The 24,020-nt window shown below is 51.1% G+C and carries 24 protein-coding genes; 5 read left to right on the top strand and 19 right to left on the bottom strand.

From position 1 onward, the window contains the following. Nucleotides 1-371: 371 nt before the first annotated feature. The 6 genes from pgpA to nrdR form a co-directional block, all read right to left on the bottom strand. Nucleotides 372-878, bottom strand: a complete 507-nt coding sequence (gene pgpA, locus MES37_RS02230) for a phosphatidylglycerophosphatase A (RefSeq protein WP_133522329.1) — start codon at nt 876-878, stop codon at nt 372-374. After that, the gene (gene thiL, locus MES37_RS02225) at nt 865-1,842 is read right to left on the bottom strand and encodes a thiamine-phosphate kinase (RefSeq protein WP_121814225.1); all 978 of its coding nucleotides are present in this window, start codon (nt 1,840-1,842) and stop codon (nt 865-867) included. The genes pgpA and thiL overlap by 14 nt, the downstream gene beginning before the upstream one ends. A 57-nt stretch (nt 1,843-1,899) precedes the next feature. Further along, nucleotides 1,900-2,319 (bottom strand): transcription antitermination factor NusB, encoded by a 420-nt coding sequence (gene nusB / locus MES37_RS02220; protein WP_034457944.1) that lies wholly within the window; start codon nt 2,317-2,319, stop codon nt 1,900-1,902. A 20-nt stretch (nt 2,320-2,339) separates the two neighbouring features. Next, the gene (gene ribH / locus MES37_RS02215) at nt 2,340-2,810 is read right to left on the bottom strand and encodes a 6,7-dimethyl-8-ribityllumazine synthase (protein ID WP_064549174.1); all 471 of its coding nucleotides are present in this window, start codon (nt 2,808-2,810) and stop codon (nt 2,340-2,342) included. Between the two features lie 76 nt (nt 2,811-2,886). Then, nucleotides 2,887-4,005, bottom strand: coding sequence for a bifunctional diaminohydroxyphosphoribosylaminopyrimidine deaminase/5-amino-6-(5-phosphoribosylamino)uracil reductase RibD (gene ribD, locus MES37_RS02210; RefSeq protein ID WP_121815680.1), 1,119 nt, complete (start codon nt 4,003-4,005; stop codon nt 2,887-2,889). 5 nt (nt 4,006-4,010) lie between these two features. Then, the gene (nrdR, locus tag MES37_RS02205; RefSeq protein WP_064549177.1) at nt 4,011-4,460 is read right to left on the bottom strand and encodes a transcriptional regulator NrdR; all 450 of its coding nucleotides are present in this window, start codon (nt 4,458-4,460) and stop codon (nt 4,011-4,013) included. Nucleotides 4,461-4,611: 151 nt separating this feature from the next. On the opposite strand from nrdR, the gene MES37_RS02200 reads away from it, so the two are divergent. Continuing rightward, nucleotides 4,612-5,172, top strand: coding sequence for a DUF3251 domain-containing protein (locus tag MES37_RS02200; protein WP_237930011.1), 561 nt, complete (start codon nt 4,612-4,614; stop codon nt 5,170-5,172). An 884-nt stretch (nt 5,173-6,056) separates the two neighbouring features. Beyond that, on the top strand, nt 6,057-6,950 hold the full coding sequence (locus tag MES37_RS02195) for a nucleoside-specific channel-forming protein Tsx (protein ID WP_064549181.1): 894 nt from the start codon (nt 6,057-6,059) through the stop codon (nt 6,948-6,950). Between the two features lie 36 nt (nt 6,951-6,986). Here the strand turns inward: MES37_RS02195 and MES37_RS02190 are convergent, their stop codons facing one another. The 7 genes from MES37_RS02190 to queA form a co-directional block, all read right to left on the bottom strand. Next, nucleotides 6,987-7,703: a helix-turn-helix transcriptional regulator gene (locus MES37_RS02190; RefSeq protein ID WP_121814229.1), complete on the bottom strand. Its 717-nt coding sequence runs from the start codon at nt 7,701-7,703 to the stop codon at nt 6,987-6,989. A 72-nt stretch (nt 7,704-7,775) separates the two neighbouring features. Beyond that, nucleotides 7,776-8,141, bottom strand: coding sequence for a VOC family protein (locus MES37_RS02185; protein ID WP_064549342.1), 366 nt, complete (start codon nt 8,139-8,141; stop codon nt 7,776-7,778). A 140-nt stretch (nt 8,142-8,281) separates the two neighbouring features. Further along, on the bottom strand, nt 8,282-9,253 hold the full coding sequence (secF, locus tag MES37_RS02180) for a protein translocase subunit SecF (RefSeq protein ID WP_064549185.1): 972 nt from the start codon (nt 9,251-9,253) through the stop codon (nt 8,282-8,284). 10 nt (nt 9,254-9,263) lie between these two features. Next, the gene (secD, locus tag MES37_RS02175) at nt 9,264-11,111 is read right to left on the bottom strand and encodes a protein translocase subunit SecD (protein ID WP_074388604.1); all 1,848 of its coding nucleotides are present in this window, start codon (nt 11,109-11,111) and stop codon (nt 9,264-9,266) included. Nucleotides 11,112-11,138: 27 nt separating this feature from the next. Then, complete coding sequence (gene yajC, locus MES37_RS02170) at nt 11,139-11,471, bottom strand: preprotein translocase subunit YajC (RefSeq protein ID WP_034457929.1); 333 nt, start codon at nt 11,469-11,471, stop codon at nt 11,139-11,141. A 21-nt stretch (nt 11,472-11,492) separates the two neighbouring features. Next, a complete protein-coding gene (tgt, locus tag MES37_RS02165) occupies nt 11,493-12,620 on the bottom strand; it encodes a tRNA guanosine(34) transglycosylase Tgt (RefSeq protein WP_064549189.1) in 1,128 nt (375 codons plus the stop codon). A gap of 80 nt (nt 12,621-12,700) precedes the next feature. Further along, nucleotides 12,701-13,771 carry a tRNA preQ1(34) S-adenosylmethionine ribosyltransferase-isomerase QueA gene (queA, locus tag MES37_RS02160; protein WP_064549191.1) on the bottom strand — a complete coding sequence of 357 codons (1,071 nt, stop codon included), beginning with the start codon at nt 13,769-13,771 and terminating at the stop codon, nt 12,701-12,703. A 107-nt stretch (nt 13,772-13,878) separates the two neighbouring features. Here queA and acpH point away from each other — a divergent pair, with 107 nt between their 5' ends. Both acpH and MES37_RS02150 read left to right on the top strand, forming a co-directional pair. Further along, nucleotides 13,879-14,460, top strand: coding sequence for an ACP phosphodiesterase (gene acpH, locus MES37_RS02155; protein ID WP_064549193.1), 582 nt, complete (start codon nt 13,879-13,881; stop codon nt 14,458-14,460). Nucleotides 14,461-14,661: 201 nt separating this feature from the next. Next, nucleotides 14,662-15,264, top strand: a complete 603-nt coding sequence (locus tag MES37_RS02150; RefSeq protein WP_064549195.1) for a peroxiredoxin C — start codon at nt 14,662-14,664, stop codon at nt 15,262-15,264. Between the two features lie 51 nt (nt 15,265-15,315). Here MES37_RS02150 and MES37_RS02145 read toward each other — a convergent pair whose 3' ends face one another. The 4 genes from MES37_RS02145 to malZ form a co-directional block, all read right to left on the bottom strand. After that, nucleotides 15,316-17,184 carry an amidohydrolase gene (locus MES37_RS02145; RefSeq protein WP_237930010.1) on the bottom strand — a complete coding sequence of 623 codons (1,869 nt, stop codon included), beginning with the start codon at nt 17,182-17,184 and terminating at the stop codon, nt 15,316-15,318. A 23-nt stretch (nt 17,185-17,207) separates the two neighbouring features. Continuing rightward, nucleotides 17,208-17,750: an antibiotic biosynthesis monooxygenase gene (locus MES37_RS02140; RefSeq protein ID WP_121814233.1), complete on the bottom strand. Its 543-nt coding sequence runs from the start codon at nt 17,748-17,750 to the stop codon at nt 17,208-17,210. Between the two features lie 55 nt (nt 17,751-17,805). Beyond that, nucleotides 17,806-18,447, bottom strand: coding sequence for a hydrolase (locus MES37_RS02135; RefSeq protein WP_121814234.1), 642 nt, complete (start codon nt 18,445-18,447; stop codon nt 17,806-17,808). Between the two features lie 173 nt (nt 18,448-18,620). After that, nucleotides 18,621-20,438: a maltodextrin glucosidase gene (gene malZ / locus MES37_RS02130; RefSeq protein WP_237930009.1), complete on the bottom strand. Its 1,818-nt coding sequence runs from the start codon at nt 20,436-20,438 to the stop codon at nt 18,621-18,623. Nucleotides 20,439-20,623: 185 nt separating this feature from the next. Between malZ and MES37_RS02125 the strand changes: the two genes are divergently transcribed. Further along, on the top strand, nt 20,624-20,917 hold the full coding sequence (locus MES37_RS02125; protein WP_064549205.1) for a YicS family protein: 294 nt from the start codon (nt 20,624-20,626) through the stop codon (nt 20,915-20,917). 45 nt (nt 20,918-20,962) lie between these two features. Here MES37_RS02125 and proY read toward each other — a convergent pair whose 3' ends face one another. Then, nucleotides 20,963-22,330: a proline-specific permease ProY gene (gene proY / locus MES37_RS02120; protein WP_064549207.1), complete on the bottom strand. Its 1,368-nt coding sequence runs from the start codon at nt 22,328-22,330 to the stop codon at nt 20,963-20,965. A gap of 71 nt (nt 22,331-22,401) precedes the next feature. Next, nucleotides 22,402-23,724 carry a branched-chain amino acid transporter carrier protein BrnQ gene (gene brnQ / locus MES37_RS02115; RefSeq protein WP_064549209.1) on the bottom strand — a complete coding sequence of 441 codons (1,323 nt, stop codon included), beginning with the start codon at nt 23,722-23,724 and terminating at the stop codon, nt 22,402-22,404. Between the last annotated feature and the right edge of the window lie 296 nt (nt 23,725-24,020).

Genomic DNA, 24,020 nt, shown 5'->3' with positions numbered 1-24,020 from the left:
TTGTTTTTAAAGATATTTAAAGGGTCTGTTTATGTTCCCTCTCCCTTAGGGCTGTCTCTTAGTCACATCTGCGTGAGTCGGGAGACAGTTCCGTTCACCCGATGTTCAGTGTTTTACATAGCCACTGAACCGGTGAACGTCTTAGGGTGGCCACCGTCGCCACCCTAAGAACCCGGACTCCCGGCAAATCAAGGGGTTGGCGTTAACCCCTTGATTCGCTCACCGTTTTCTGGAATTAAAGAGATAACTGAACTCACGGGTGAACGGAAAATCAGCGAGGCTTAAAGATCTCACCCTGATAAAATTGCCAGGGCGAGTTGTGTATAAGAGACAGCCCTTAGGGAGAGGGCTGGCGTGAGGATTGTCCTAAATCAGAACAAGCCAATCGGCCAATGGTGCCCAATCAGATAAATCACGCCCGCAGAAATAACACCCGCGACAATGTCATCTACCATGATCCCCATACCGCCGTGAATATTGCGGTCAAACCAGCGGATGGGCCACGGCTTCCAGATATCAAAGATGCGGAAAATCACAAAGCCTGCAGCCACCCAGCGCCAGTCGTTAATTGGCAGCGCCATCAGGGTTATCCACATGCCGATGAACTCATCCCACACGATGCTGCCGTGGTCATGAACGCCCATATCACGTGCAGTCTGGTGGCAAAGATAAACCCCGATACAAATGCCGAGCATGATAGCCATCGAGTAGAGCTGCCACGGCAGCAGGGTCATCAGATACCAGAACGGGATCGCCGCGAGCGACCCCGCGGTACCGGGCATAATCGGGCTTAATCCGCTACCAAACCCGGTGGCGAGCAAGTGCCACGGGTTGCTAAGCTTTAGACGGCTTTTAGCCACATCTTTAGAGCGAGGCAAAGTGGTCGTATCCTTTTAAATCCAGGGTTACCGGTTTGCCATTTTGCAGGAACTGTAGCCCTTCAGAAGCGGGTCCAACCTGGCCGATACAGGTAAACGGAACGCCAAGATTGCCGATGGCGACGTCCAGCGCACCGCGATTAACTTCTGGCACGGTGAAACACAGTTCGTAATCTTCGCCGCCAGAAAGCGCCCATTGCAAAGCTTGATCAGCACTGACATTCGCTTTCAGGGCATCAGAATATGGCAGAGCATCGAGATCAACGCGTGCACCACATTCACTGGCTTTAAGGATATGACCCAAATCGGAAATTAGCCCGTCAGAAAGATCAATTGCGCTGCTCGCCAGATCGCGCAAGGCCTGGCCCTGTAAAATACGAGCTGTTGGGCGTAAATGGCGTTGTTTCAGATAGGCCGCTTGAGCGGGATCTTTGACGGTTAAACGGTCCTGCAAGATAGCCAGGCCCGCGGCGCTATCACCAGGCGTGCCGGTGACATAAATCCAGTCGCCAATGCGCGCACCGCTGCGTTTTAGCGCACGGCCAGCAGGCACCAGGCCATGAATGCCAAGCGTCATGGAAAGTGGCCCACGGGTCGTGTCGCCACCAATTAGCTGCATATCGTAGTATTCGAGTTGCTCAAACAGGCTGTCGCTGAAGGCTTCAAGCCAGCTTTCATCGACTTCAGGAAGGGTAATAGCCAGCGTCAGCCAGGCAGGATCAGCGCCCATAGCGGCCAGATCGCTTAAATTTACCGCCAGCGCTTTGTAACCCAAATCGCGGGGGTTAATATCAGCCAGGAAATGAATGCCCGAGACAAGTGTATCGGTACTGATCGCGAGGACCTGCTTTTCGGCTACCGTTAGCAACGCACAATCATCGCCAATTCCGGTTTCCACATCGCGGCGGGAACTGCTTACGCGATCAAAATAACGGGCAATTAAGGAAAACTCACCGCATGCCATGCGTTATGCCTATAAATGAAATAGATAAAGAAAGGCCGGAATTAACCGGCCAGAAGATTACTTTTTGCGGGGACGAATTTGCGGAGCAGCTTTATCAAGAACACCATTCACGAACTTGTGGCTATCTTCGGCACCGAAGGTTTTCGCAAGATCGATGGCTTCGTTAATCGCCACTTTGTATGGCACGTCATCACGTTTAGCCAGTTCAAACAGTGCGATACGCAGAACCGCTTTTTCTACCTGACCCAACTCTTCGAGCTGGCGAGACAGGTAAGGCTTCATCAGCCCATCCAGATACGCGCTGTTAGTAGCCACCCCGACCAACAGTTCGCGGAAGTAGTTAACGTCAACGTCTTTGACGTCCTGTTCCGCCAGGAACTGGTATTCGACATCAGCGATGTCATTTCGAGATAACTGCCAGGAGTATAGCGCCTGAACGGCACACTCACGGGCACGGCGACGAGCAGCAGGTTTCACAGATTTCCCCTTACAAAAAATCAGGCCTTGATGGCTTTCAATACATTAATCATTTCAAGCGCGGTCAGTGCAGCTTCTGCACCTTTGTTACCGGCTTTTGTGCCAGCGCGTTCGATGGCTTGTTCAATACTTTCGGTGGTCAGCACGCCAAAGGCGACTGGAATACCACTTTCCTGCGCAACATGTGCCAGGCCATTGCTGGCACCACCAGCAACATATTCAAAGTGAGCTGTGCCGCCACGGATAACCGTACCCAGCGCAATAATCGCGTCGTAACGACCGGTTTTCGCCAGTGCGTCAGCCGCAAGTGGCAGCTCATAAGCACCCGGAACCCAGACCACGGTGATGTTTTCATCTTTAACCTGGCCGATACGTTTCAGGGCGTCAATCGCTCCATCCAACAGGCTGTCATTGATGAAGTTGTTAAAACGCGCGATGGTGATGGCGACGCGAGCGTCTGGAGTTGCAACGGCTGCTTCAATAATGTTCATAATCTTCCTTTACGGGTTCTGTTTAGCCCCGCAGGGGGGCGGATTTTATCATAATCTTTTCGCGGCTGCTTACGTTTTACAAGCCGGCGTATCGCGGCGTCAAATGCAGACACAAATCAGGGCCAACCTGACGGACTTCACTAAAGCTAAATTCAGGCGCATCGGCTAATTTTTCAAGCCCAGGCAGGTTACATAAACCCCGCGCGTCATTACCCAATAATTTCGGCGCAACGTAGACAATCAGCTCATCAACAAGGCCTGCCTGTAGCAGCGCACCGCCAAGCGTTGGGCCAGCTTCCACCCAAACAGAGTTTATCTGACGCTTGCCAAGCAACATCATCATTACCACCAGATCAAGGTGGCCTTTATGTTCTGGCACGATAAATTGTTCAACACCCGTAGGCCAGGTTTGCTGATCGGCCTGGCAACGGGCAAGCCAGGTCTCACCTGACTGAGCAATAATTCTGTGCTGTGGTGTCACCCGGTTTTCACGATCGAGAATAATACGCGTTGGCTGACGCAAATTTTCTTCGGCGTAAACCGCCTGAGTCGCGCTATCTAATTCATTCCAGCGCACTGTTAAAGAAGGGTTGTCCGCCAGAACGGTAGCGCTGCTGCTAAGAATCGCTGAACTTTGTGCGCGCAGACGCTGCACGTCACGGCGTGATTCAGGCGAGGTAATCCATTGGCTTTCACCGCTAGCCATCGCAGTGCGCCCATCCAGAGAAGCCCCAAGTTTGAGCTGAATAAACGGGAAACCTGTGCGCATGCGCTTGAGGAAACCGCGGTTAATCGCCTCAGCTTCGTTCATCATCAAACCGTGGCTGACTTCAATACCCACCTGTTGCAGCGCATACAACCCGCGACCAGCCACTTGCGGATTCGGATCCTGCATCGCGGCAACAACACGCGAAACACCAGCAGCAATTAACGCTTCACAACAAGGTGGCGTGCGCCCGTGATGGCTGCAAGGCTCGAGCGTGACATACGCCGTGGCACCGCGAGCTTTTTCTCCAGCCATCCTTAAAGCATGCACTTCCGCGTGGGGTTCACCGGCACGAAAATGAAAGCCCTCACCGACAATTTCACCACCTTTGGCAATCACACAGCCGACATTCGGGTTAGGTGACGTGGTAAAACGGCCATGCTTTGCCAGTTGCATTGCACGAGCCATAAATTTTTCATCAAGCGACATCAGCATTAATCCTGTAAGCGGGCAATTTCTTCGCCAAATTCGCGGATATCTTCAAAGCTGCGATAAACCGAGGCAAAGCGGATATACGCCACTTTATCGAGTTTTTTAAGCTGCTCCATCACCAGATTACCAATCATTTTGCTTGGTACTTCTCGCTCGCCGGTTCCGCGCAACTGGGATTTAATATGGTTGACTGCCATTTCCACGTCGTCGGAACTGACCGGACGTTTCTCCAGCGCTTTTAGAATACCGCTTCGCAGCTTGTCTTCGTTAAATGGCTCGCGAACATCATTACTTTTTACTACCCGCGGCATCACCAACTCCGCCACTTCAAAAGTCGTGAAACGTTCATTGCAAACCAGGCACTGACGGCGACGACGCACGGAAGACCCTTCGCCAACAAGACGGGAATCAATCACTTTGGTGTCTACTGCGAAACAGAATGGGCAATGCATGGCGCGTCCTGAAGGATTATTCAAATGAACAATAGTTTACCGCGAAGTGGCAGGAGTACAAAGGCAACGCCGCCTCATCCCGCGAAATATGACTTTTCAATGGCCAACAGCTACGCTTAAATCAGGACAAAACCTTAAGGAAAAACTATTCATGACAAAGAGTTACCTAAGAATTATCCTGGTTAGCAGCCTGGTGAGCCTCAGCGCCTGCGCCCAACAAACAGAAGTCCGCCAAATGAAAAGCGAAGTGGGTTCGTTAAATAAAGAAATGACCCAACTCACCGATCAGACCGTCAAGCTGACGCAACAAAATGCGCTCAATGCCAAATCGACAACCGGCGTTTATTTGCTGCCCGGCTCCAAAACCCCCGCTCGCCTGAACAGCCAGTTGGGTAATTTGCAAATGTCTCTGAGCAGCATCACGCCTGAAGCCAACGGCAGCCGGGTGATGCTCATTATTAAGGGCGAGTCGAACGATCCGCTGCCTGCTTTCACCGGCAAAGTCGAATGGGGGCAGATTCAAGGCACCACGGATAACTACCAGGAAGTTAACGTGCAATCGCAGCAATTCAATGCACCTGCGAGTGTATTAGCGCCGAGTGATATCAGTATTCCGTTACAGCTTTCTGGGCTTTCACCTAATCAACCAGGTTTTGTTCGTATTCATGACATTCAGCCTGTAGATCCTTCACAGGCATTGCCCGCGCAATAATAGCCACAACCCTCACGCTTGTGCCGTCTCTTAGTGACATCTCAGTGAGTTGGGAGACTGTTCCGTTCACTCGGTGTTCAGTGTTTTATATAGCCACTGAACCGGTGAACGTCTTAGGGTGACCACCGTCGTCACCCTAAGAACCCAGACTCCCGGCAAATCAATCGCCGCAAGCGGTAAACACCGTTTTTCACCCAACATTCGCGGTCGTTCGCGACTCGTTCCCGACGATCGCTCACTCACGTGGTTCCCGACCACGTGACCCCGATTGAAGGGTGAAAAATGGCGCGATTGAAGCCGGAACCCAGGGTCAACGTCAAAGGCTAAAGACAGCACCGAGCCGGTTTTGACCTTGTTCCCGGTATAAATTGCCCCGGTGTTCACCATAAATCAGGGTTGAGCTGCCGGAGCAGCGAAAGAGAGCGATCGTCGGACAAAAATGTCAGGAACATTTTTGAACAACGCTTGCGTTGGCCACGAAGTGGTTCGGCACAGGGATGTGCCGAATATAAGAGACAGGTCTTTGCGGGGGTAACCCACAGTCACATCTACGATTTTTGTTACATCTCCCTGGACGCTATGCGTTAAAAACCCTCTCATCACAGCATTAAATCTAGTGATCTTAATCACATAAACTTGTAACCAATTAGCTTCTGTTTGCTTAAATTGGCGATACAGGTAAAATCTCGCCCGTTTTTAATGTGCGCAAACGTGAACGCAATCGATTACGCATGCAGCGATAATGTGAAATGAAGCATATTTTTGTGAGCAGGGATTTCTATAATAGGCGCGTCAATAAGAAACCAGCTGAATGGTTGATGACTTTAGGTGATCACTCGCTCCCTGCCCTCACGGGAATCATGTAAAAAACAGTGGCATATAAAATGAAAAAAATTATTTTGGCGGCTAGCACCGTCCTGGCGCTTTCAAGTTCTTTCACGGCTCACGCCGAAGATACAAAAAATTCCGAATATGTTTCCGACTGGTGGCATCAAAGTGTCAACGTTGTGGGCAGCTACCACACCCGCTTTGGACCACAGATCACTAACGACGTGTATCTGGAATATGAAGCATTTGCCAAAAAAGATTGGTTAGATTTTTATGGCTACATCGATATTCCAAAAACTTTCGGTTGGGGTAACGGCAACGACAAAGGTATCTGGGACGACGGTTCACGTATGTTCATGGAGATCGAACCGCGCTTCTCTATTGATAAGCTGACCGGCACCAGCCTGGCATTTGGCCCATTCAAAGAGTGGTACATCGCCAACAACTATATCTATGATATGGGCGCGCACGGTAACGATGCCAGCAAACAAAACACCTGGTACATGGGTCTGGGCACCGATATCGACACCGGTCTGCCAATGAGCCTGTCTCTGAACGTGTATGCGAAATACCAGTGGCAGAACTATGGCGCATCCAACGAAAACCAGTGGGATGGCTACCGTTTTAAAGTGAAATACTTTGTACCGATTACCAGTCTGTGGGGTGGTAACCTGAGCTACATCGGCTTCACCAACTTTGACTGGGGTTCAGATCTGGGCGATGACAACTTCATCGACAATAACGGCAAACATGCGCGTACCAGCAACTCTATCGCTTCCAGCCATGTCCTGGCTCTAAACTACGATCACTGGCACTACTCAGTTGTTGCCCGTTACTGGCACAACGGTGGTCAGTGGGCAGATAACGCCAGCCTGAACTTCGGTGAAGGTGATTTCAACGTGCGCTCTACCGGTTGGGGTGGTTACTTAGTGGTTGGGTACAACTTCTGATAACCGTCTGAAACTTTAGAAAAAGCCGATCTGCTCTTAGCCGATCGGCTTTTTTGTTTCCGGCAAACATCCTTCACTTTGCTGCAATTGGATAAAATGGGCCAATGAACGATCTGGCCGCTCTGAAAAGTATCGTCCTGTTGGATCTACCGATACACAGCGATCGAGTCGAAAACTGCGGTAATCCTCACGCACTTCGCACCAGGCGACTAGCAGCCATACCTCTCCCCAAAATGTCAGCCCAAGTGGATGGACATTCCTGTTCGACGCTCGCCCCTTCTCATCTTCATAACAAACATGAAGCACCTGTAACTCCCCGATTGCACGATGAAAAATATCAAACCAGGTCTTAACCTGCGGGTATTTGTTAAAGTCTGGCGAAATGATGCGGCAACGCTCCGCAACAACTCGCCGCTGCGGCGTCAGTACCCCAAGCAACTTTTCCTCTGCTGTGCCCGCCGCTTGCGCAAGTGTTTCACCACTCCACGTTTGCACTAAACGTATCGCCGCAACTAACGCTTCCACTTCACCAGGGGTGAACATCAACGGCGGCAAATCGTAGCCGGGTAATAAGCGATAACCGCAGCCCGCTTCACCCTCAATGGGAACGCCAGACAGGGACAAATCACGAATATCACGGTAGATAGTACGCTCGGATACTTCGAGGCGTTCGGCAAGCAGAGCCGCCGTCGACAACCGACGTCCACGCAGAATTTGTACTATTTGAAAAAGGCGATCCGCTCTTCGGCTCATAGGTTTCTTTTGTGAACGATGTGATGCCTGCCAGCATAACCGGCAGGCGTTTTCTGTTCAGTATATCCGTACTCAAGACGGTTGATGTAAGCCAACCCGATTCCCTTCGCTGTCGGTGATGAGTGCAAAAGTACCAATGTCATCCGGTAATTCCTGCGGGCCGAACACACATTCGCCTCCGGCCTTGGCCACCCGTTCAAGCATGGCGCTTAAATCAGGCGCATGCAGGTAAACCACCGTGCCTTGCGCAGAAGGTTTAAACGCATCAGATTTTAGTAGTGCTCCACCGGGATTCGGCTTGGTATGTGGGAAGATGGCCATTTCCATTCCAGACATCGTTTCACGATGAAAATCAGTCGCGAAAACAGCCTCATAAAATGCTGTTGCACGTTCCAGATCCTGTACCGGGATTTCAAACCAATTGATGATAGTGCTCATGTTTAACTCCTCAATGATGATGTTCAACATTGAGTCTAACTAGCCCCTCCTGACAGCATACTGTCAGGAGACTTTTACTCAGACGAAAAAAAACCGCAGCACAATGGCTGCGGTTTTAGCTTCCAGCAAAACCCTAAAGGTTAAGGCAGAATCGATGGCTGATCCGCACCTTCTTTTTCCACTTTCTGCTGCAACATGTGCTCGCGCTTCATGCCCAGCTTCAACGCCAGCGCGGACGCGACGTAAATGGAAGAAACCGTACCGATAGAAACACCGATAAGCATCGTCAGTGAGAAGCCTTTCAGCATTGCCCCACCGAAGAGATACAACATCAGAATCACCACCAATGTGGTACCAGAGGTGATCAACGTACGATGCAGAGTCTGCGTCAAAGAAACGTTGAAGATTTCATACGGTGTACCGCGACGGATCTTACGGAAGTTCTCACGGATACGGTCTGATACCACGATACTGTCGTTCAGTGAGTAGCCGATAACCGACATCAATGACGCGACGATGGTTAAGTCTATCTCAATGTGGAACAACGACAGCACACCCAGAGTGATAACGACGTCGTGCATCAACGCAATAACCACACCGGCAGCCAGACGCCACTCAAAACGGAAACCGACGTATACCAGAATGGAGATAAGCGCAGCTAACAACGCCAAAGCACCATTCTGAGCCAGATCCGCACCCACGCTTGGGCCAACGAACTCAATACGTTTTACACCGGCATTCTGGCTGGTTGCTTCGTTAATGACCTTAACGACCTGGCTACCCAGCACCTGACCACCGGTTTCCCCTTGGGCAGGTGGCATGCGCACCATGATGTCACGGCTGCTACCAAAATTCTGAACCAACGGATCCTGGAATCCAGCTTTCTCCAGTGCACTACGCATCATGTCCAAATCGGCTGGTTTTTCCAGCGAGATTTCGATGACGGTACCGCCGGTGAAATCCAGACCCCAGTTAAAACCTTTCACCCCGATAATCACGACGGAAAGGATTAACAGGAATCCGGAAATACCGAAAGCCCAGAAATCCCAGCGCATAAAGTCATGGACTCTACGGCCGTAGTTTAATTGTTCAACAGTATATTCCTGTGCCACAACGCACTCCTCAGATAGACAGCTTGTTGATGCGTTTGCCGCCGTACAACAGGTTTACGATGGCACGGGTACCGACAATTGCGGTAAACATGGACGTCGCCACACCAATACCGGTCGTGATCGCAAAGCCTTTAATTGCCCCGGTGCCTACGGCATACAGGATGATGACCTTGATAAGCGTCGTGATGTTAGCATCGAAAATAGAGCTGAACGCGCCCTGATAACCTTCGTGGATAGCCTGTTGCACCGAACGCCCGTTACTAAGTTCTTCCTTAATACGTTCGTTTATCAGTACGTTAGCATCGACGGCTACCGCAAGGGTTAACACGATCCCCGCAATCCCCGGCATGGTCAACGTTGCCCCTGGTAGCAGGGACATAATCCCGACAATCATCACCAGGTTTACCAACAATGCGGAAGTCGCAATCAGACCAAACTTCTTATAGAAGAACAGCATAAAGATGATTGAAACTGCCAGACCTGCCAGACACGCTTCCAGACCTTGCTTGATGTTTTCCATACCAAGGGTTGGACCGATGGTACGTTCTTCAACAATTTGGATTGGTGCGATCAATGCACCCGCACGCAGCAGCAAAGAGAGCTGACGCGCTTCGTTCGGGTTGCTGATACCGGTGATACGGAAGCTGTTACCTAAGCGCGACTGAATGTTTGCCACGTTGATAACTTCTTCTTGTTTCGCCAGAATTGAACGACCGGTTGCATCTTTCTTACCGCTGTCTTTGTACTCTACAAACAGGGTTGCCATCGGTTTACCGATGTTGTCCTTGGTGAAGTTAGACATGATGTTACCGCCAGCACTATCCAGTGAAATATTCACCTGTGCCTGGTTGTATTCATCGGTGCTCGAAGTGGAGTCAGTGATATGGTCACCGGTCAGAATCACACGCTTGTACAGGACAACCGGTTGACCTTCACGGGTATTTTTCACTTCGGAGTCACCCGGCACGCGGCCAGAGGCAGCAGCGGTGGCATCCACGTTGGTGTTAACCAAACGGAACTCAAGTGTTGCTGTCGCGCCGAGAATTTCTTTCGCACGCGCAGTATCCTGAATACCAGGTAATTCAACCACGATACGATCTGCACCCTGGCGTTGTACCAGAGGTTCAGCCACACCCAGTTGGTTTACACGGTTACGCAGGATATTAATGTTCTGCTGAACAGCATACTCACGCGCTTCGCTCAGACGAGCGTCCGTCATTACAGCACGCAATGCGTTGCTGCCCTGAGCGGAAATCACCAGGTCACGATGGCGTGGAGATAAATAAGAGATAGCGTCATCACGCGTTTTGCTGTCACGGAAGACAACATCAGCACCATAGTTATCGGCTTTACGCACGTTGGTGTAAGCGATGCTCTTTTCGCGCAAGTCAGTACGCAGGTTATCAATGGTTTGTTCCTGCAACTTGCTCAGTGCGGTATCCATGTCGACTTCCATCAGGAAGTGCACGCCACCACGCAGATCAAGACCCAGTTTCATTGGTTCTGCGGAAATAGCGGATAACCAGCGAGGAGTAGCCGGAGCAAGGTTAAGTGCGACGACATATTTGTCGCCTAATACGCCCATCAGCGCTTCACGAGCGCGCAGCTGCGTATCAGTGGTGTCAAAGCGTGCAAGAATTGCACCCTCGGATAGCGCCACAGACTTAGCGGTGATTTTATCTGCTTTTAAGGTGTTCTGGACCTGGATCAGCGTTTGTTCACTGGCGGCGACGCCGCGCGCGCCAGTGATCTGAACTGCCGGATCCTCACCATATAGGTTGGGAAGTGCGTATAGCAGACCGACGATAAAGACGACGATCAGCATGATGTACTTCCACAAAGGATAGCGGTTTAGCACGGTAGTTCCCTTAGGGAAAAACGAAAATTACAGCGCCTTCATAGTGCCTTTCGGCAGAACGGCAGCTACGAAATCACGCTTGATAACCACTTCAGTGGTGTCGTTTAGCGCGATTGAGATATAGCCAGTTTCAGCTACTTTCACTACGCGACCAACCAGACCACCAGTAGTCAGCACTTCATCCCCTTTAGAGATAGAGTCCATCAACTTTTTATGCTCTTTGGTACGTTTTTGCTGTGGGCGCAGGATCATGAAATAGAAGATCAGACCAAATACCACCAGCATAAGAATCAAAGAGTACGGGCTACCTTGCGCCGGAGCACCTGTTGCAGCAACCGCATCAGAAATGATAAAGCTCATTCAAAATCCCTCATTATTAAATTAATCAACATTCAAAGGTGGAACTGGTTTACCGGTTCGCTCGTAAAAATCACTCACGAAGTGCTCTAATTTACCCTCTTCAATGGCCTTGCGTAAACCAGCCATTAAACGCTGGTAATAGCGCAGGTTATGAATCGTGTTGAGTCGTGCGCCGAGTATTTCGTTGCAACGGTCAAGATGATGCAAGTAGGCACGTGAATAATTGCGACATGTATAGCAATCACATTCAGAATCCAACGGCGAAGTGTCATCTTTATGCTTCGCATTGCGGATTTTAACCACACCATCGGTGACAAAAAGGTGACCATTACGTGCATTGCGGGTTGGCATCACGCAGTCGAACATATCAATACCGCGACGAACACCTTCAACAAGGTCTTCCGGTTTCCCTACGCCCATCAAGTAACGAGGCTTATCTGCAGGGATTTGCGGGCATACATGTTCCAGAATCCGGTGCATGTCTTCCTTCGGCTCACCTACAGCCAGGCCGCCGACAGCGTAGCCATCAAAGCCTATCTCTACCAGACCTTTTACCGAGATATCTCGTAAATCTTCGTAAACGCTACCCTGAATAATGCCGAACAGCGCATTTTTATTCTCAAGAGAATCAAAGCGATCGCGGCTACGCTGTGCCCAGCGCAGAGACATTTCCATGGAACGCTTCGCGTAATCCCAGTCAGCAGGATATGGCGTACATTCGTCGAAGATCATCACGATATCGGAACCGAGATCGTATTGAATTTCCATGGATTTTTCTGGATCGAGGAAAATCGCGTCGCCGTTAATTGGGTTGCGGAAATGCACACCAGCTTCGGTGATTTTACGGATATCGCCCAGGCTAAATACCTGGAAGCCACCGGAGTCAGTCAGGATTGGACCTTTCCACTGCATGAAATCATGTAAGTCACCGTGCAACTTCATGATTTCCTGACCAGGACGCAGCCACAAGTGGAAGGTGTTGCCCAGAATAATCTGTGCGCCAGTGGCTTCAACTTCTTCTGGCGTCATCCCTTTTACGGTGCCATAAGTGCCAACAGGCATGAAAGCAGGCGTTTCTACAACGCCACGGTCAAAGACCAGGCGGCCACGACGAGCGCGTCCGTCGGTTGTATCTAATTCAAATTTCACATTTCCTCCAGCATCAGAGAAACAGTCTGATGGTTAAGACAAAACGTCGTCGGATTGACCGGCGACGTAGAATTGACTGATTAGGCGCCAGGGCGCTCATTTATCGCCTGCGGATTGTACGTGATGTACATGGCATCCCCGTAACTAAAAAATCGATATTCGGAGTTAACAGCGGCTTTATAGGCGTTCATGGTGTTTTTATAACCAGCAAACGCGGAAACCAGCATGATCAGAGTCGATTCCGGCAGGTGGAAGTTGGTCACCAGTGCATCAATCACTTTGTATTGATAGCCTGGATAGATGAAGATTTGGGTATCACCGAAGAACGGTTCGATCAGGTCGTTTTTTGCGGCCTGCGCCGCACTTTCCAATGAGCGAACTGAAGTGGTTCCTACTGCGATAACGCGATTACCACGCGCTTTGCAGGCTAGCACCGCGTCAACCACGTCCTGTGGCACTTCGGCATATTCGGAGTGCATGATGTGGTCTTCGATGCTATCCACGCGCACAGGCTGGAATGTTCCGGCTCCTACGTGCAACGTCACAAACGCCTGCTCAATGCCTTTATTGCGCAACGCTTCAAGCAATGGCTCGTCAAAGTGCAAGCCGGCAGTAGGCGCGGCAACCGCACCAGGTTTCTGGCTATAAACGGTTTGATACAGCTCGCGGTCAGAGTCTTCATCCGGGCGGTCGATGTACGGCGGCAGCGGCATATGGCCGATGCTGTTGAGAATATCAAGGACACTGCGCTCGTCTTCAAACTGCACTTCAAACAACGCATCGTGGCGCGCAACCATCGTGGCATGTACGCTTTCATCATCGCCCAGCAACAATTCAGCACCCGGTTTAGGGGCTTTAGAAGCACGGATATGCGCGAGGATACGTTTGTCGTCAAGCATACGTTCGACCAGCACTTCAATCTTGCCGCCGCTGGCTTTACGGCCAAAAAGGCGCGCCGGGATCACGCGGGTATTGTTAAAGACCAGCAGATCTCCAGGGTTGAGCTTATCGAGCAAATCGGTGAAAGTGCCATGCGTTAAATTACCCGAGGGCCCTTCCAGAGACAGCAAACGGCACCCACTGCGCTGTGCTTGTGGATAGTGGGCAATCAAGGATTCAGGTAATTCAAAGGAAAAATCGGCAACACGCATGGTTTAGAGCTCAAGACTTAAAAAGTGGCGCTACAGTCTAGTGCCAGGGGACACTCCCTGCAAGGAAAAGGACGCCCGTTAATGCTGAATCGACAATTAAGGTTACTATGAATTTTCTCGCCCATTTACATCTTGCAAGCCTTGCTGACAGCTCACTTCTGGGGAATTTGCTTGCCGATTTTGTCCGTGGTAACCCGAATGAAAGCTATCCGGGTGACGTCGTGGCGGGTATCCATATGCATCGTCGCGTCGATGTGCTGACCGATAGCTTGCCGGAGGTGGCGATTGCGCGACAATGGTTCCGCCCTGAAACTCGCCGTGTCGCCCCGATAACATTAGATGTGATGTGGGACCATTTCGTTTCACGCCACTGGCAGACACTCTGCCCAAACACGCCGCTGCCAGAATTTGTCGCTTACGCGCGTGCCAATATCGAACCCTTTTTAATCGATACCCCAGAACGCTTTATCAATCTTAATCACTATCTGTGGGACGAGCGCTGGCTCGAGCGTTATAGCGACATGGCATTTATTGCTAATGTTCTCAATGGGATGGCTACGCGTAGACCAAAACTCGATGCTTTGCGAGCTTCCTGGCAAGATCTTGATACCCATTACGCTGCGCTTGAAGAATTGTTCTGGCAGTTCTACCCACGCATGATGGTAATGGCAGAACAAAAAAGTTTGTAACCGATCTCAGCCTGGTTATTTACTTCTTGCCCTTTTATAAAAAAGGGCTACTTTGGATCGCTGCTGTGCGAATATTCATTTTTTGATAGGTAAATCCTATCTGATTAATCGGCACAGTATGCTTGAGTTAGAGGGATTGCCGCCCCTATACTCCCCCCCGTTGCGTTAACACTCACTTTAACAAAATTAACAGGAGTACATATGGTCCTGGTTACTCGTCCAGCCCCTGACTTTACAGCTGCAGCCGTACTCGGCAGTGGCGAAATCGTTGAAAACTTCAACTTCAAAGCACACACCAATGGTAAAACCACCGTTGTGTTCTTCTGGCCAATGGACTTCACTTTCGTATGCCCGTCTGAACTGATTGCGTTCGACAAGCGTTACGAAGAATTCCAGAAACGTGGCGTAGAAGTCGTTGGTGTATCTTTTGACTCCGAGTTCGTTCACAACGCATGGCGTAAAACCCCTGTTGATAAAGGCGGCATCGGTGAAGTGAAATATGCGATGGTTGCTGACATTAAGCGTGAAATTCAGAAAGCTTATGGCATCGAACATCCAGACGCAGGCGTTGCTCTGCGCGGTTCTTTCCTGATCGACAAAGCCGGTATCGTGCGTCACCAGGTTGTTAACGACCTGCCGCTGGGCCGTAACGTTGATGAAATGCTGCGTATGGTTGATGCGCTGCAATTCCACGAAGAGCACGGCGAAGTGTGCCCAGCTCAGTGGGAAAAAGGTAAAGAAGGCATGAACGCGTCTCCAGACGGCGTTGCTAAATACCTGAGCGAAAACGTTTCTAGCCTGTAATTGCTAAACGTTTTTGACGAGAAAGGCCGCGCAAGCGGCCTTTTTTAGTTTCTAGAAAGCAAAACAAGAACAGCCCATCACGCCCCAGAATGCGCCTTCATCAGCAACAGGTATCGCTGATTTACGCGCCGTATCATGTTGATGACCATGCACATTACAGCTTCCGCAGCATTGGTGAACTTGCGCCATCATCCCCACTTTCCCAGCCTCTGGCGGTGCCGAACGGTAATGCCCAGGAACGTTCACCACAGGCGACCATTCGGGTAGCACTGGAATCGGTGGTGGAGCAAGCGCGGTAAAGGCACCTGCCGCATAAACCACTTTGCCATCCACCAGCGTTAACAGCGATTCAATGCCTTTGATTTCCTCTTCTGGCACCTTAAAGAAATCTTTTGAAAGCACGACTAAATCGGCAAGTTGCCCGGCTTTAATACGCCCTTTTTTACCCTGTTCACTGGAAAACCACGCGCTGCCAGCCGTCCATAGCTCAAGCGCCACATCACGCGAAAGCCGGTTATTGTCGTCATACATTTGCATCCCGCCTACCGTGCGCCCCGACACCAGCCAGTAAAGCGCCGTCCACGGATTATAACTGGCGACACGCGTCGCATCCGTCCCCAGCCCAACTGGTAATTCAGCGGCGAGCATTTTCGCGATAGGCGGCGTCTGTTTAACAGCTTCGGCACCATAACGTGCCGCGTAATATTCGCCCTGAAAAGCCATGCGATGCTGGACCGCGATACCGCCTCCCAACGCCTTAACGCGCTCAATATTCTTTTCACTGATGGTTTCTGCGTGGTCAAAAAGCCAGTGCAGGCCGTTAAACGGAATCTCACGATTCACCTTCTCAAACACCTCCAGCATACGGCTGATGGATTCGTTATAAGTCGCATGAAGACGGAATGGCCAACGATGTTCCACTAAATGGCGCACCACGCGTTCCAGCTCTTGCTCCATACCGTCTGGTAAATCCGGGCGCGGCTGCAAGAAATCTTCAAAATCAGCGGCTGAAAACACCAACATTTCCCCGGCACCATTTGCACGATAGAAATCAGTGCCCTGCCCCGGTTTCAGCATATCGGTCCATTTTTCAAAATCTTCCAGCTCATGCTGCGGACGCTGGGTAAACAGGTTGTAGGCAATACGCACCGTCATCTGTTTTTGCGCGTGGAGTTGGTCAATGATTTGATAATCTTCGGGATAGTTTTGGAACCCGCCACCGGCATCAATCGCGCTGGTAATCCCTAATCGGTTAAGCTCACGCATAAACTGGCGCGTCGAATTGACCTGTAAATCGAGCGGTAATTTCGGCCCTTTCGCCAGCGTCGAGTACAGAATCATGGCATTCGGTTTGGCGATAAGCATGCCGGTTGGATTGCCATTTCGGTCACGCATAATCTCGCCACCCGCTGGATTGGGCGTGTCTTTGGTGTAACCCACCGCTTTTAGTGCCGCCTGGTTTAACAATGCGCGATCGTAGAGATGCAACACAAAAACCGGCGTATCCGGTGCCGCCTCGTTGAGTTCTTCAAGCGTTGGCATACGGCGCTCGGCAAACTGAAATTCCGTCCACCCCCCGACCACGCGCACCCATTGTGGCGACGGCGTGCGTAATGCCTGCTCTTTGAGCATACGCAAGGCATCGGCCAGAGAAGGCACACCTTCCCAACGCAGCTCCAGGTTGTAGTTCAAGCCGCCACGAATCAAATGCAGATGTGAGTCGTTCAGGCCTGGAATCACCGTATAACCTTTGAGATCAACACGCTGCGTTTCTTCATTGGCAAAACTCATCACCCAGGATTCGCTGCCCACGGCAACAATTTTACCGTCTTTGATCGCCACGGCTTCGGCGAGCGGCGTTTCGCTGTCGAGAGTGTGAAACTGACCGTTAGTGAGAATGAGTGAGGCAATTTGCGACATAACCCGTACTCCTCAGTAAAACGTTATTTTTTCAGCCAACCGGCAAACAGCCGCGTCATGACTGGCATCCACAGCCACACCACCAGTGCGACAACCAGCGCATCATTGATGAGGTGCAACAAAAGCGAGCCGTGCAGCGAAGGAAAAAGCATCGCGGTAACACGCGGAACAACGTTGGTGCTCGGGAAAATGACCGCCAGGGTGATCAGGAATTGCTTCCATTGCGCGGGGCGTTTCAGCGCTGGGGTTTCCGGGGTAAACCAGAAGGCATTTTCGGTGCGAACTTCCAGATGATCGTCAAGACGCAAAGCAGGTTTTATCTCCTCAACCAGCGTTTCTCGCTCAGCCGATTTAGTCCAAGCGGTGAGATTCTCCAGGGTGTCGAAACGAATCACGATGTTGTAGACATCGTTTCCGGTGGTGGGGCGAATAACGTGCACGCCAAGATGTCCGGGATAACGCGCAGCGGCTGGCATGATTTTCGCCAGCCATTGCTCATAATGCGCCGCCTGGCCTGATTTAAGAGCGTGGGTTATCACCAGCGTGACAGTATTGTTGTCAGCCATAGGCTATTCCTGATGCAAAACAAGCAAAAGGCAGGAGGCTTCCTGCGGCGATAAATCAGGCTTTCCGTTCTGGCGCGCCATGGACCATGGTGTAAGCATAATCGACGCCTATGCCATAGGCACCGCTGTGCTCGCGCACCAGATCCATCACCGCATCGTAAGTGTCGCGGCGCGCCCAGTCGCGTTGGTATTCGAGCAACACCTGCTGCCAGGTCACCGGAACGGCCCCGGCCTGTACCATGCGGTCAATTGAGCGTTCGTGAGCATCGACCGACGTGCCGCCCGAAGTATCAGTCACAACGTAAACTTCAAAACCTTCGTCGAGCGCCATCAAGGCAGGAAACGTCAGGCACACTTCGGTCCACAAAGCAGAAATAATCAGTTTCTTGCGGCCGGTCGCTTTCACCGCCGCAACAAAAGCCGCATCTTCCCAGGAGTTCATTGAAGAGCGTTCGATAGGCGTAATTTCTGGGTGTATCGCCAGCAATTCAGGCCAGATATATCCACTGAAACTCTTCGTTTCTACCGAGGTAAAAATAGTCGGAACGTTAAAGATCTTTCCGGCCTTAGCTAGCGCAACGGTGTTATTTTTCAGCGTCTGGCGGTCGATATTCGCCACGCCAAAAGACATTTGAGGCTGGTGATCAATAAAGATCAGGGTGGAGTTGGTGGGGTCGATCAGTTCACGTATAGACATAAATTTTCCTTAAATTTCATCTGAATGATTAAGGAAGCGGCACAAGGTACAGCCTCCCAAATGGTATGAGATCTGGAAATGTCTAACTTAAGCAGAGGTTATTGATGAGAGGGAAAAGTAAGGATAGCACCGGTATTCCCCTTTGCCTGGCAAAAGGGAAACCGGTTGCAGGACTAGAGACTATGCCACAATGAAACGGAGACCGCAGGTAGCGACAGTGCGCAATTTTCTAACGTCGCCTCGCCTTCAAGCTGTGTCCACGCTTTGCCGTGCAACAGCGGGTTCCACGGCAGCGTTCTCAGTGCTTCATCACCACGGTTAATCGCCACCAGCACACGTTCGTTTTGCCAGACACGAACGAATACCACCACGTCGCCCTCGGCGTAAATTACCTGGCAGCCGCCGTGGCGCAAGGCGCGGCTTTTGTGGCGTAATTTTCCGAGCCGTTGATAAAGTGCCAGCAGCCCCAGATCTTGTTGATCCGGATTCCATGGGAAAGGTTTACGGCAAAACGGATCGTTATTGCCATCTAAACCCACTTCATCACCATAGTAGACGCAAGGCACGCCGGGCCAGCAATACAGCCACACGACGGCCAGAGGTAAGCGTGCCGCATCCTTGCCAAGGATCGACTTGAAGCGTGCGGTGTCGTGGCTGTCGAGCTGGTTAAACATGCGCAGTTGCTGCTGATGAGAAAGCCCCGCACGATATTCATCCATCCACGCCATACAGGTTTGTGCGTCGATATGTTGCGGATCATAGGAAATATCGGTGTTGGCAAGAAATCCCCACAGCGGGAAGGTGAAACCGCGATAGTTCATCGCCGCATCTTCGGCATCTGTCTGCAACCACTGGCGGGCGTCGCCAAAATGTTCACCCAAAATATAGGCATCAGATTTGGTTTCTTTCGCCGCTTTGGTGATACCGGAAACGTGCAGCAGGTTGTTTTTCGCGCCACCCTCTTCGCCTAGCATATGCACCACATCCAACCGCCAGCCGTCTATGCCCCACGGTTCACGCAACCAATGGCGCACCACGCTTTCGTCGCCCTGGTAAATCTCGTCAACCAGGTTGGAGGAGTGGTAATCCAGCTTTGGCAAACTGGAATAGCCGAGCCAGTCGAGCGCTTGCCCCTCCTGGTTATAGCTGTAAAAATCGCGCCAGGGTGATTGCGGGTTGTGGCTCGCACCGCTGCCGTGTGTTTGCTGGCGGTCAAACCATTGGTGAGTATCGCCGCTGTGGTTAAACACACCGTCGAGCATCAGGCGCATACCGTAACGCTGAGTGTTTTTACGCAACCGCAAATAGGCGTGATCGCCACCAAACTGCACGTCGACGTGGCGATAATCCTGAGTATCGTATTTATGGACGCTCGGCGCGGTAAAAATCGGGTTGAGATACAGCGCAGTGACACCCAGCTTCTTCAGATACGAAAGATTTTCACTGATACCGTCAAGATCGCCGCCATAGAAGGTCGATCCGCCTGCGTCCGCTATCAGCGGCTCATCCCAGTCACGCAAGATAATGTCGCGCTTTGCGGCGTGGTGATAATAGATCCGATCCTGTTCCGGAGTACGTTGCTCACTGCGGGCAAAACGATCGGGGAAAATCTGGTAGAAGATCTGATCCTGTACCCATTGTGGGCCATCGTCAGGCAGATCGACCGCAAACTGCTCAAGGCGTGCCGGCGGGATCGACCCGATACCTTGTGGCGTTAACCAGCGCTGTTTATCCAGCCACAACATTTTAAAACTGTAGCGGCGTCGCGGTTGCCCTTCCGATAAATCAATCACTCCGCGCCAGGCGACAATACCTTCAGCGGGTGCGGCTTTCTGGCGAGTCATCTGTACCGAGGTTTCTTCGTTATCCTTTTCATAACGGAGTACCACGCGGTGCGGCAAATCATCACCAGAAACCCACAAACTGATGTACAGCTTGTCTTTACGTGTCTGAATAAAAGGGGGCACCGGAAGGTGCCAGGCATTAAACATAATCGCTTTCCCAGAGAATAAATTGACGCCACCTTGCCACAGCGTAAGCGCTTATCACTCATCATTACTATTTTTATTGGGGGAGGAAAGCGGGGGCGGAGAAATAGCGTCGGTTGCTTAATAAGTTAGCGATACCTATAGTGAGAATATTCTTACTCCATCTGCCCTGCATCAAGGAGCTCGCCATGACTATTGCCCGTAGCCTTTCCTTGCTTCTGTTCGTATTTTACTCCGCCAACACGCTGGCTGCCTCGCCTTATGAATCGCTGCAATTTGGGAAGTATAAACAACAGATTACTGCGGATTTAAAAAAGACCTGCCATCCACAAAAGAAAATGACGGATGAAGCCTGGGGGAACAAAATTCTCGCCAACGAAGATAACAAAATGTATATCCGCGACGCGAGAATTGCGCTTGAACGCAACAACGAGAAAAACTACTGGGAAGCAATAAGTAAAGTAGAGTGCCCGGAAATGTAAGTTATAGGGTGGATTTTGCTAACGCTAGTCCACCCTGTAAGACTCTTACGAGTTTGTGGCGAGTATTTGACGACGTTTAAACATCCAGCCAACCAGCAGCAACACAATCCACACGCAGCCGACATACAGCGAGATGCGCGTGTCAGGATGCCAGCCAATCAGCGCGATAATAAACACCAGGAACACCAGGCCCACAATGGTGGTTACCACGCCGCCCGGTACCGGGAATTTGAGCGCCTTAGTTTCTTCAGGGGATAGCTTGCGACGGAACGCGATCTGCGACAGCAGGATCATTATCCAAACCCAAACCGTGGCAAAGGTCGCCAGCGAAGCAATCACCAGGAAAACGTTTTCTGGAATCAGGTAGTTGAGCACCACCGCCAGTAACAGTGCGCAGCACATGACCAACACAGTGACCCACGGAATACCGTTGCGTGATGTTTTGGCGAACACTTTCGGGGCGCTGCCCTGCTCTGCCATACCGTGCAACATGCGGCCGACACCGAAGACATCACTGTTAATGGCTGAAAGCGATGCGGTGATCACCACGAAGTTAAGAATCCCTGCCGCAGCCGTAATCCCCATATGCTGGAACGTCAGTACAAACGGGCTGCCTTCCGTACCCACCTGGTTCCACGGATAGATAGACATGATGACAAACAGCGTGCCCACATAGAACACCAGGATACGTAGCGGAACAGAGTTGATGGCGCGAGGAATCGACTTCTGTGGGTCTTTCGCTTCACCTGCAGTGATACCGATAATTTCAATCCCGCCGTAAGCAAACATCACCATCTGCAACGACATAATCATGCCTATCCAGCCATTGCTGAAGAAGCCGCCATTGCTCCACAAATTATGGATACCCGTTGGCTGACCACCGTTACCAATACCCCAAACGATGATGCCAATACCGGCAGCAATCATGATGATGATGGTCGCGACTTTGAAGAAAGAGAACCAAAATTCCAGCTCGCCAAACACTTTGACGCTCATCAGGTTAATGGCGCAGATAATTAGCACTACGCTCAATACCCAGACCCAATGTGGTACCGCCGGGAACCACAGCCCCATATAGATACCAAATGCGGTGACGTCGGCAATTGCGACAATCAGGATCTCAAAACAGTAAGTCCAGCCGGTGATGTAACCTGCCAGCGGGCCGAGGTTATCTTGCGCATAGCGTGAAAATGAACTGGCGGAAGGGTTATGAACCGACATCTCGCCAAGGGCGCGCATAATGATGTAAGCCGCCACCCCACCGATGATGTAGGCCAACAACACACTTGGCCCTGCCATTTTGATAGCGTCTGCCGAACCATAAAACAGCCCGGTGCCAATTGCCGAACCCAACGCCATAAAGCGTATGTGCCGGGTACTCAAGCCGCGCTTGAGCTTATTAGCGTTTTCCATTAATTCCAACCCTGCTTAACAATAAAAAAAACCACGGAGCAAAGCCCCGTGGTTGTACAAAATTATAATTTTTAGTGGGCGGCGGAGGCCACCTGTCGCCCTGCGGCTCGGTCCCATACGATGGTAATTACCACCATGATAATGGTCGGAAGCAACCATGCCAGGCCTTGTTCGGACAGCGGCAAGTGGGAAGTCCACGCGGGTAAAATATCGCTGATTGCTGAAGCTTTAATCCCATCCATGATGCCAAACAAGGTGCTGATGACCATCGCTGGCGCAATCACACGGGTTGAGTTATGCCACCACGGACGGGTGAAACTCAGCACCACCAGCGCAATACACGGCGGGTAAATCGCCGTCAGCACCGGAATTGAAACCTGAATCAGATGACTCAACCCGAGGTTAGAAACCACCATCGAGAACAAGCCAAGGATAAACACCAGCGAACGGTAAGACAGTGGCAGATACTGGCTGAAGAACTCAGCACACGCACAAGTCAGGCCAACTGCCGTGACCATGCAGGCAAGGAAAATCAGCGCGGCGAGGAAGAAGCTACCAGCACTACCGAAGGTATGAGCCACATAGGCATGCAGGATCGCAGCACCGTTGGCATTTTGGTCAGCGACCAGCGTAGCGCTATCAGAACCCAGGCGGAACAGCGCAAGGTAAATCAGCGTTAAGCCAACACCAGCAATCAGGCCAGCCAAAATGGTATAGCGTGTCAGCAAGCGGGATTCAGTCACGCCACGGGAACGTGCCGCGTTAACAATCACAATCCCGAACACCAGCGACGCCAGGGTATCCATCGTCAGATAGCCATTCACAAAACCGTTAGCAAACGCCGCATTCTGATACGCCTCAGTCGCAGTGCTGATACCGCCTGCTGGCCACAGCATTGCACCCGCCGCCAGCGCCAGGAGCGCAACGATTTTCACCGGAGCCAGCACGTGGCCAACGGTGTCCAGCAATTTACCTGGATACAGTGAAATACCGATAACAATCGCGAAGTAAACCAGGCTGTAGATAAACAGTGGCAGTTCACCCGAACCCACCAGTGGTGCAATCCCGACTTCGAAGGAAACAGTAGCCGTACGCGGGGTGGCAAACAATGGGCCAACCGCCAGGTAACAAATAGTCGCTAACAGCACACCGGCACGACGGCCAATCGGTGAGCTCAGGCTATCAATACCCCCACCGACACGAGCAATCGCGACGATAGTTAAAACGGGCAGACCAACCGCGGTCACCAGGAAGCCAAGTGAGGCAATCCAGACGTGTTCGCCAGCTTGTAACCCCACCATTGGTGGAAAAATGATATTGCCTGCGCCGACAAACAGCGCAAAGGTCATAAAGCCTAGCGCGAGGATGTCTCGAGATTTCAGATGATGGGTCATAAAATTTTGGCAGCCTGTGGATGTGTGGTGTTGTAAGTATTCAAATTTTTATGCGTGTATTTGCCAATCCTTAGACAGTCATACATCGGCATAAAAGCGGTGATTGGCAGTAACGACAGCGGAAAATCCTTTCCGGGATCGGTGGCGAAGAATAGTTGTTTGAATTACCACTCAAATCCAGTCGGTCTGCTATTCACAGGGGCGCAATTAAAACGCTTATAGCGTTTGAAGGCAAGAAGGGATCCAAAAACCAGATTGATCTCCTTAAATTAGACTTAAAATCAGTGGATTTGTTT

Origin of the sequence: Buttiauxella sp. S19-1, from assembly GCF_022134725.1 — a bacterium.
GTDB classification, from domain to species: Bacteria; Pseudomonadota; Gammaproteobacteria; order Enterobacterales; family Enterobacteriaceae; genus Buttiauxella; species Buttiauxella ferragutiae.
Note: the sequence above shows the minus strand (reverse complement) of the source record. Positions and strands in the feature narration are given on the sequence as shown.

Bases quoted from the DNA above. Each gene is read 5' to 3' on its own strand.
- thiL (WP_121814225.1), bottom strand. From the start codon at position 1,842: ATGGCATGCGGTGAGTTTTCCTTAATTGCCCGTTATTTTGATCGCGTA.
- ribH (WP_064549174.1), bottom strand. From the start codon at position 2,810: ATGAACATTATTGAAGCAGCCGTTGCAACTCCAGACGCTCGCGTCGCC.
- ribD (WP_121815680.1), bottom strand. From the start codon at position 4,005: ATGTCGCTTGATGAAAAATTTATGGCTCGTGCAATGCAACTGGCAAAG.
- nrdR (WP_064549177.1), bottom strand. From the start codon at position 4,460: ATGCATTGCCCATTCTGTTTCGCAGTAGACACCAAAGTGATTGATTCC.
- MES37_RS02200 (WP_237930011.1), top strand. From the start codon at position 4,612: ATGACAAAGAGTTACCTAAGAATTATCCTGGTTAGCAGCCTGGTGAGC.
- MES37_RS02195 (WP_064549181.1), top strand. From the start codon at position 6,057: ATGAAAAAAATTATTTTGGCGGCTAGCACCGTCCTGGCGCTTTCAAGT.
- MES37_RS02190 (WP_121814229.1), bottom strand. From the start codon at position 7,703: ATGAGCCGAAGAGCGGATCGCCTTTTTCAAATAGTACAAATTCTGCGT.
- MES37_RS02185 (WP_064549342.1), bottom strand. From the start codon at position 8,141: ATGAGCACTATCATCAATTGGTTTGAAATCCCGGTACAGGATCTGGAA.
- yajC (WP_034457929.1), bottom strand. From the start codon at position 11,471: ATGAGCTTTATCATTTCTGATGCGGTTGCTGCAACAGGTGCTCCGGCG.
- queA (WP_064549191.1), bottom strand. From the start codon at position 13,771: ATGCGTGTTGCCGATTTTTCCTTTGAATTACCTGAATCCTTGATTGCC.
- acpH (WP_064549193.1), top strand. From the start codon at position 13,879: ATGAATTTTCTCGCCCATTTACATCTTGCAAGCCTTGCTGACAGCTCA.
- MES37_RS02150 (WP_064549195.1), top strand. From the start codon at position 14,662: ATGGTCCTGGTTACTCGTCCAGCCCCTGACTTTACAGCTGCAGCCGTA.
- MES37_RS02145 (WP_237930010.1), bottom strand. From the start codon at position 17,184: ATGTCGCAAATTGCCTCACTCATTCTCACTAACGGTCAGTTTCACACT.
- MES37_RS02140 (WP_121814233.1), bottom strand. From the start codon at position 17,750: ATGGCTGACAACAATACTGTCACGCTGGTGATAACCCACGCTCTTAAA.
- MES37_RS02135 (WP_121814234.1), bottom strand. From the start codon at position 18,447: ATGTCTATACGTGAACTGATCGACCCCACCAACTCCACCCTGATCTTT.
- malZ (WP_237930009.1), bottom strand. From the start codon at position 20,438: ATGTTTAATGCCTGGCACCTTCCGGTGCCCCCTTTTATTCAGACACGT.
- MES37_RS02125 (WP_064549205.1), top strand. From the start codon at position 20,624: ATGACTATTGCCCGTAGCCTTTCCTTGCTTCTGTTCGTATTTTACTCC.
- proY (WP_064549207.1), bottom strand. From the start codon at position 22,330: ATGGAAAACGCTAATAAGCTCAAGCGCGGCTTGAGTACCCGGCACATA.
- brnQ (WP_064549209.1), bottom strand. From the start codon at position 23,724: ATGACCCATCATCTGAAATCTCGAGACATCCTCGCGCTAGGCTTTATG.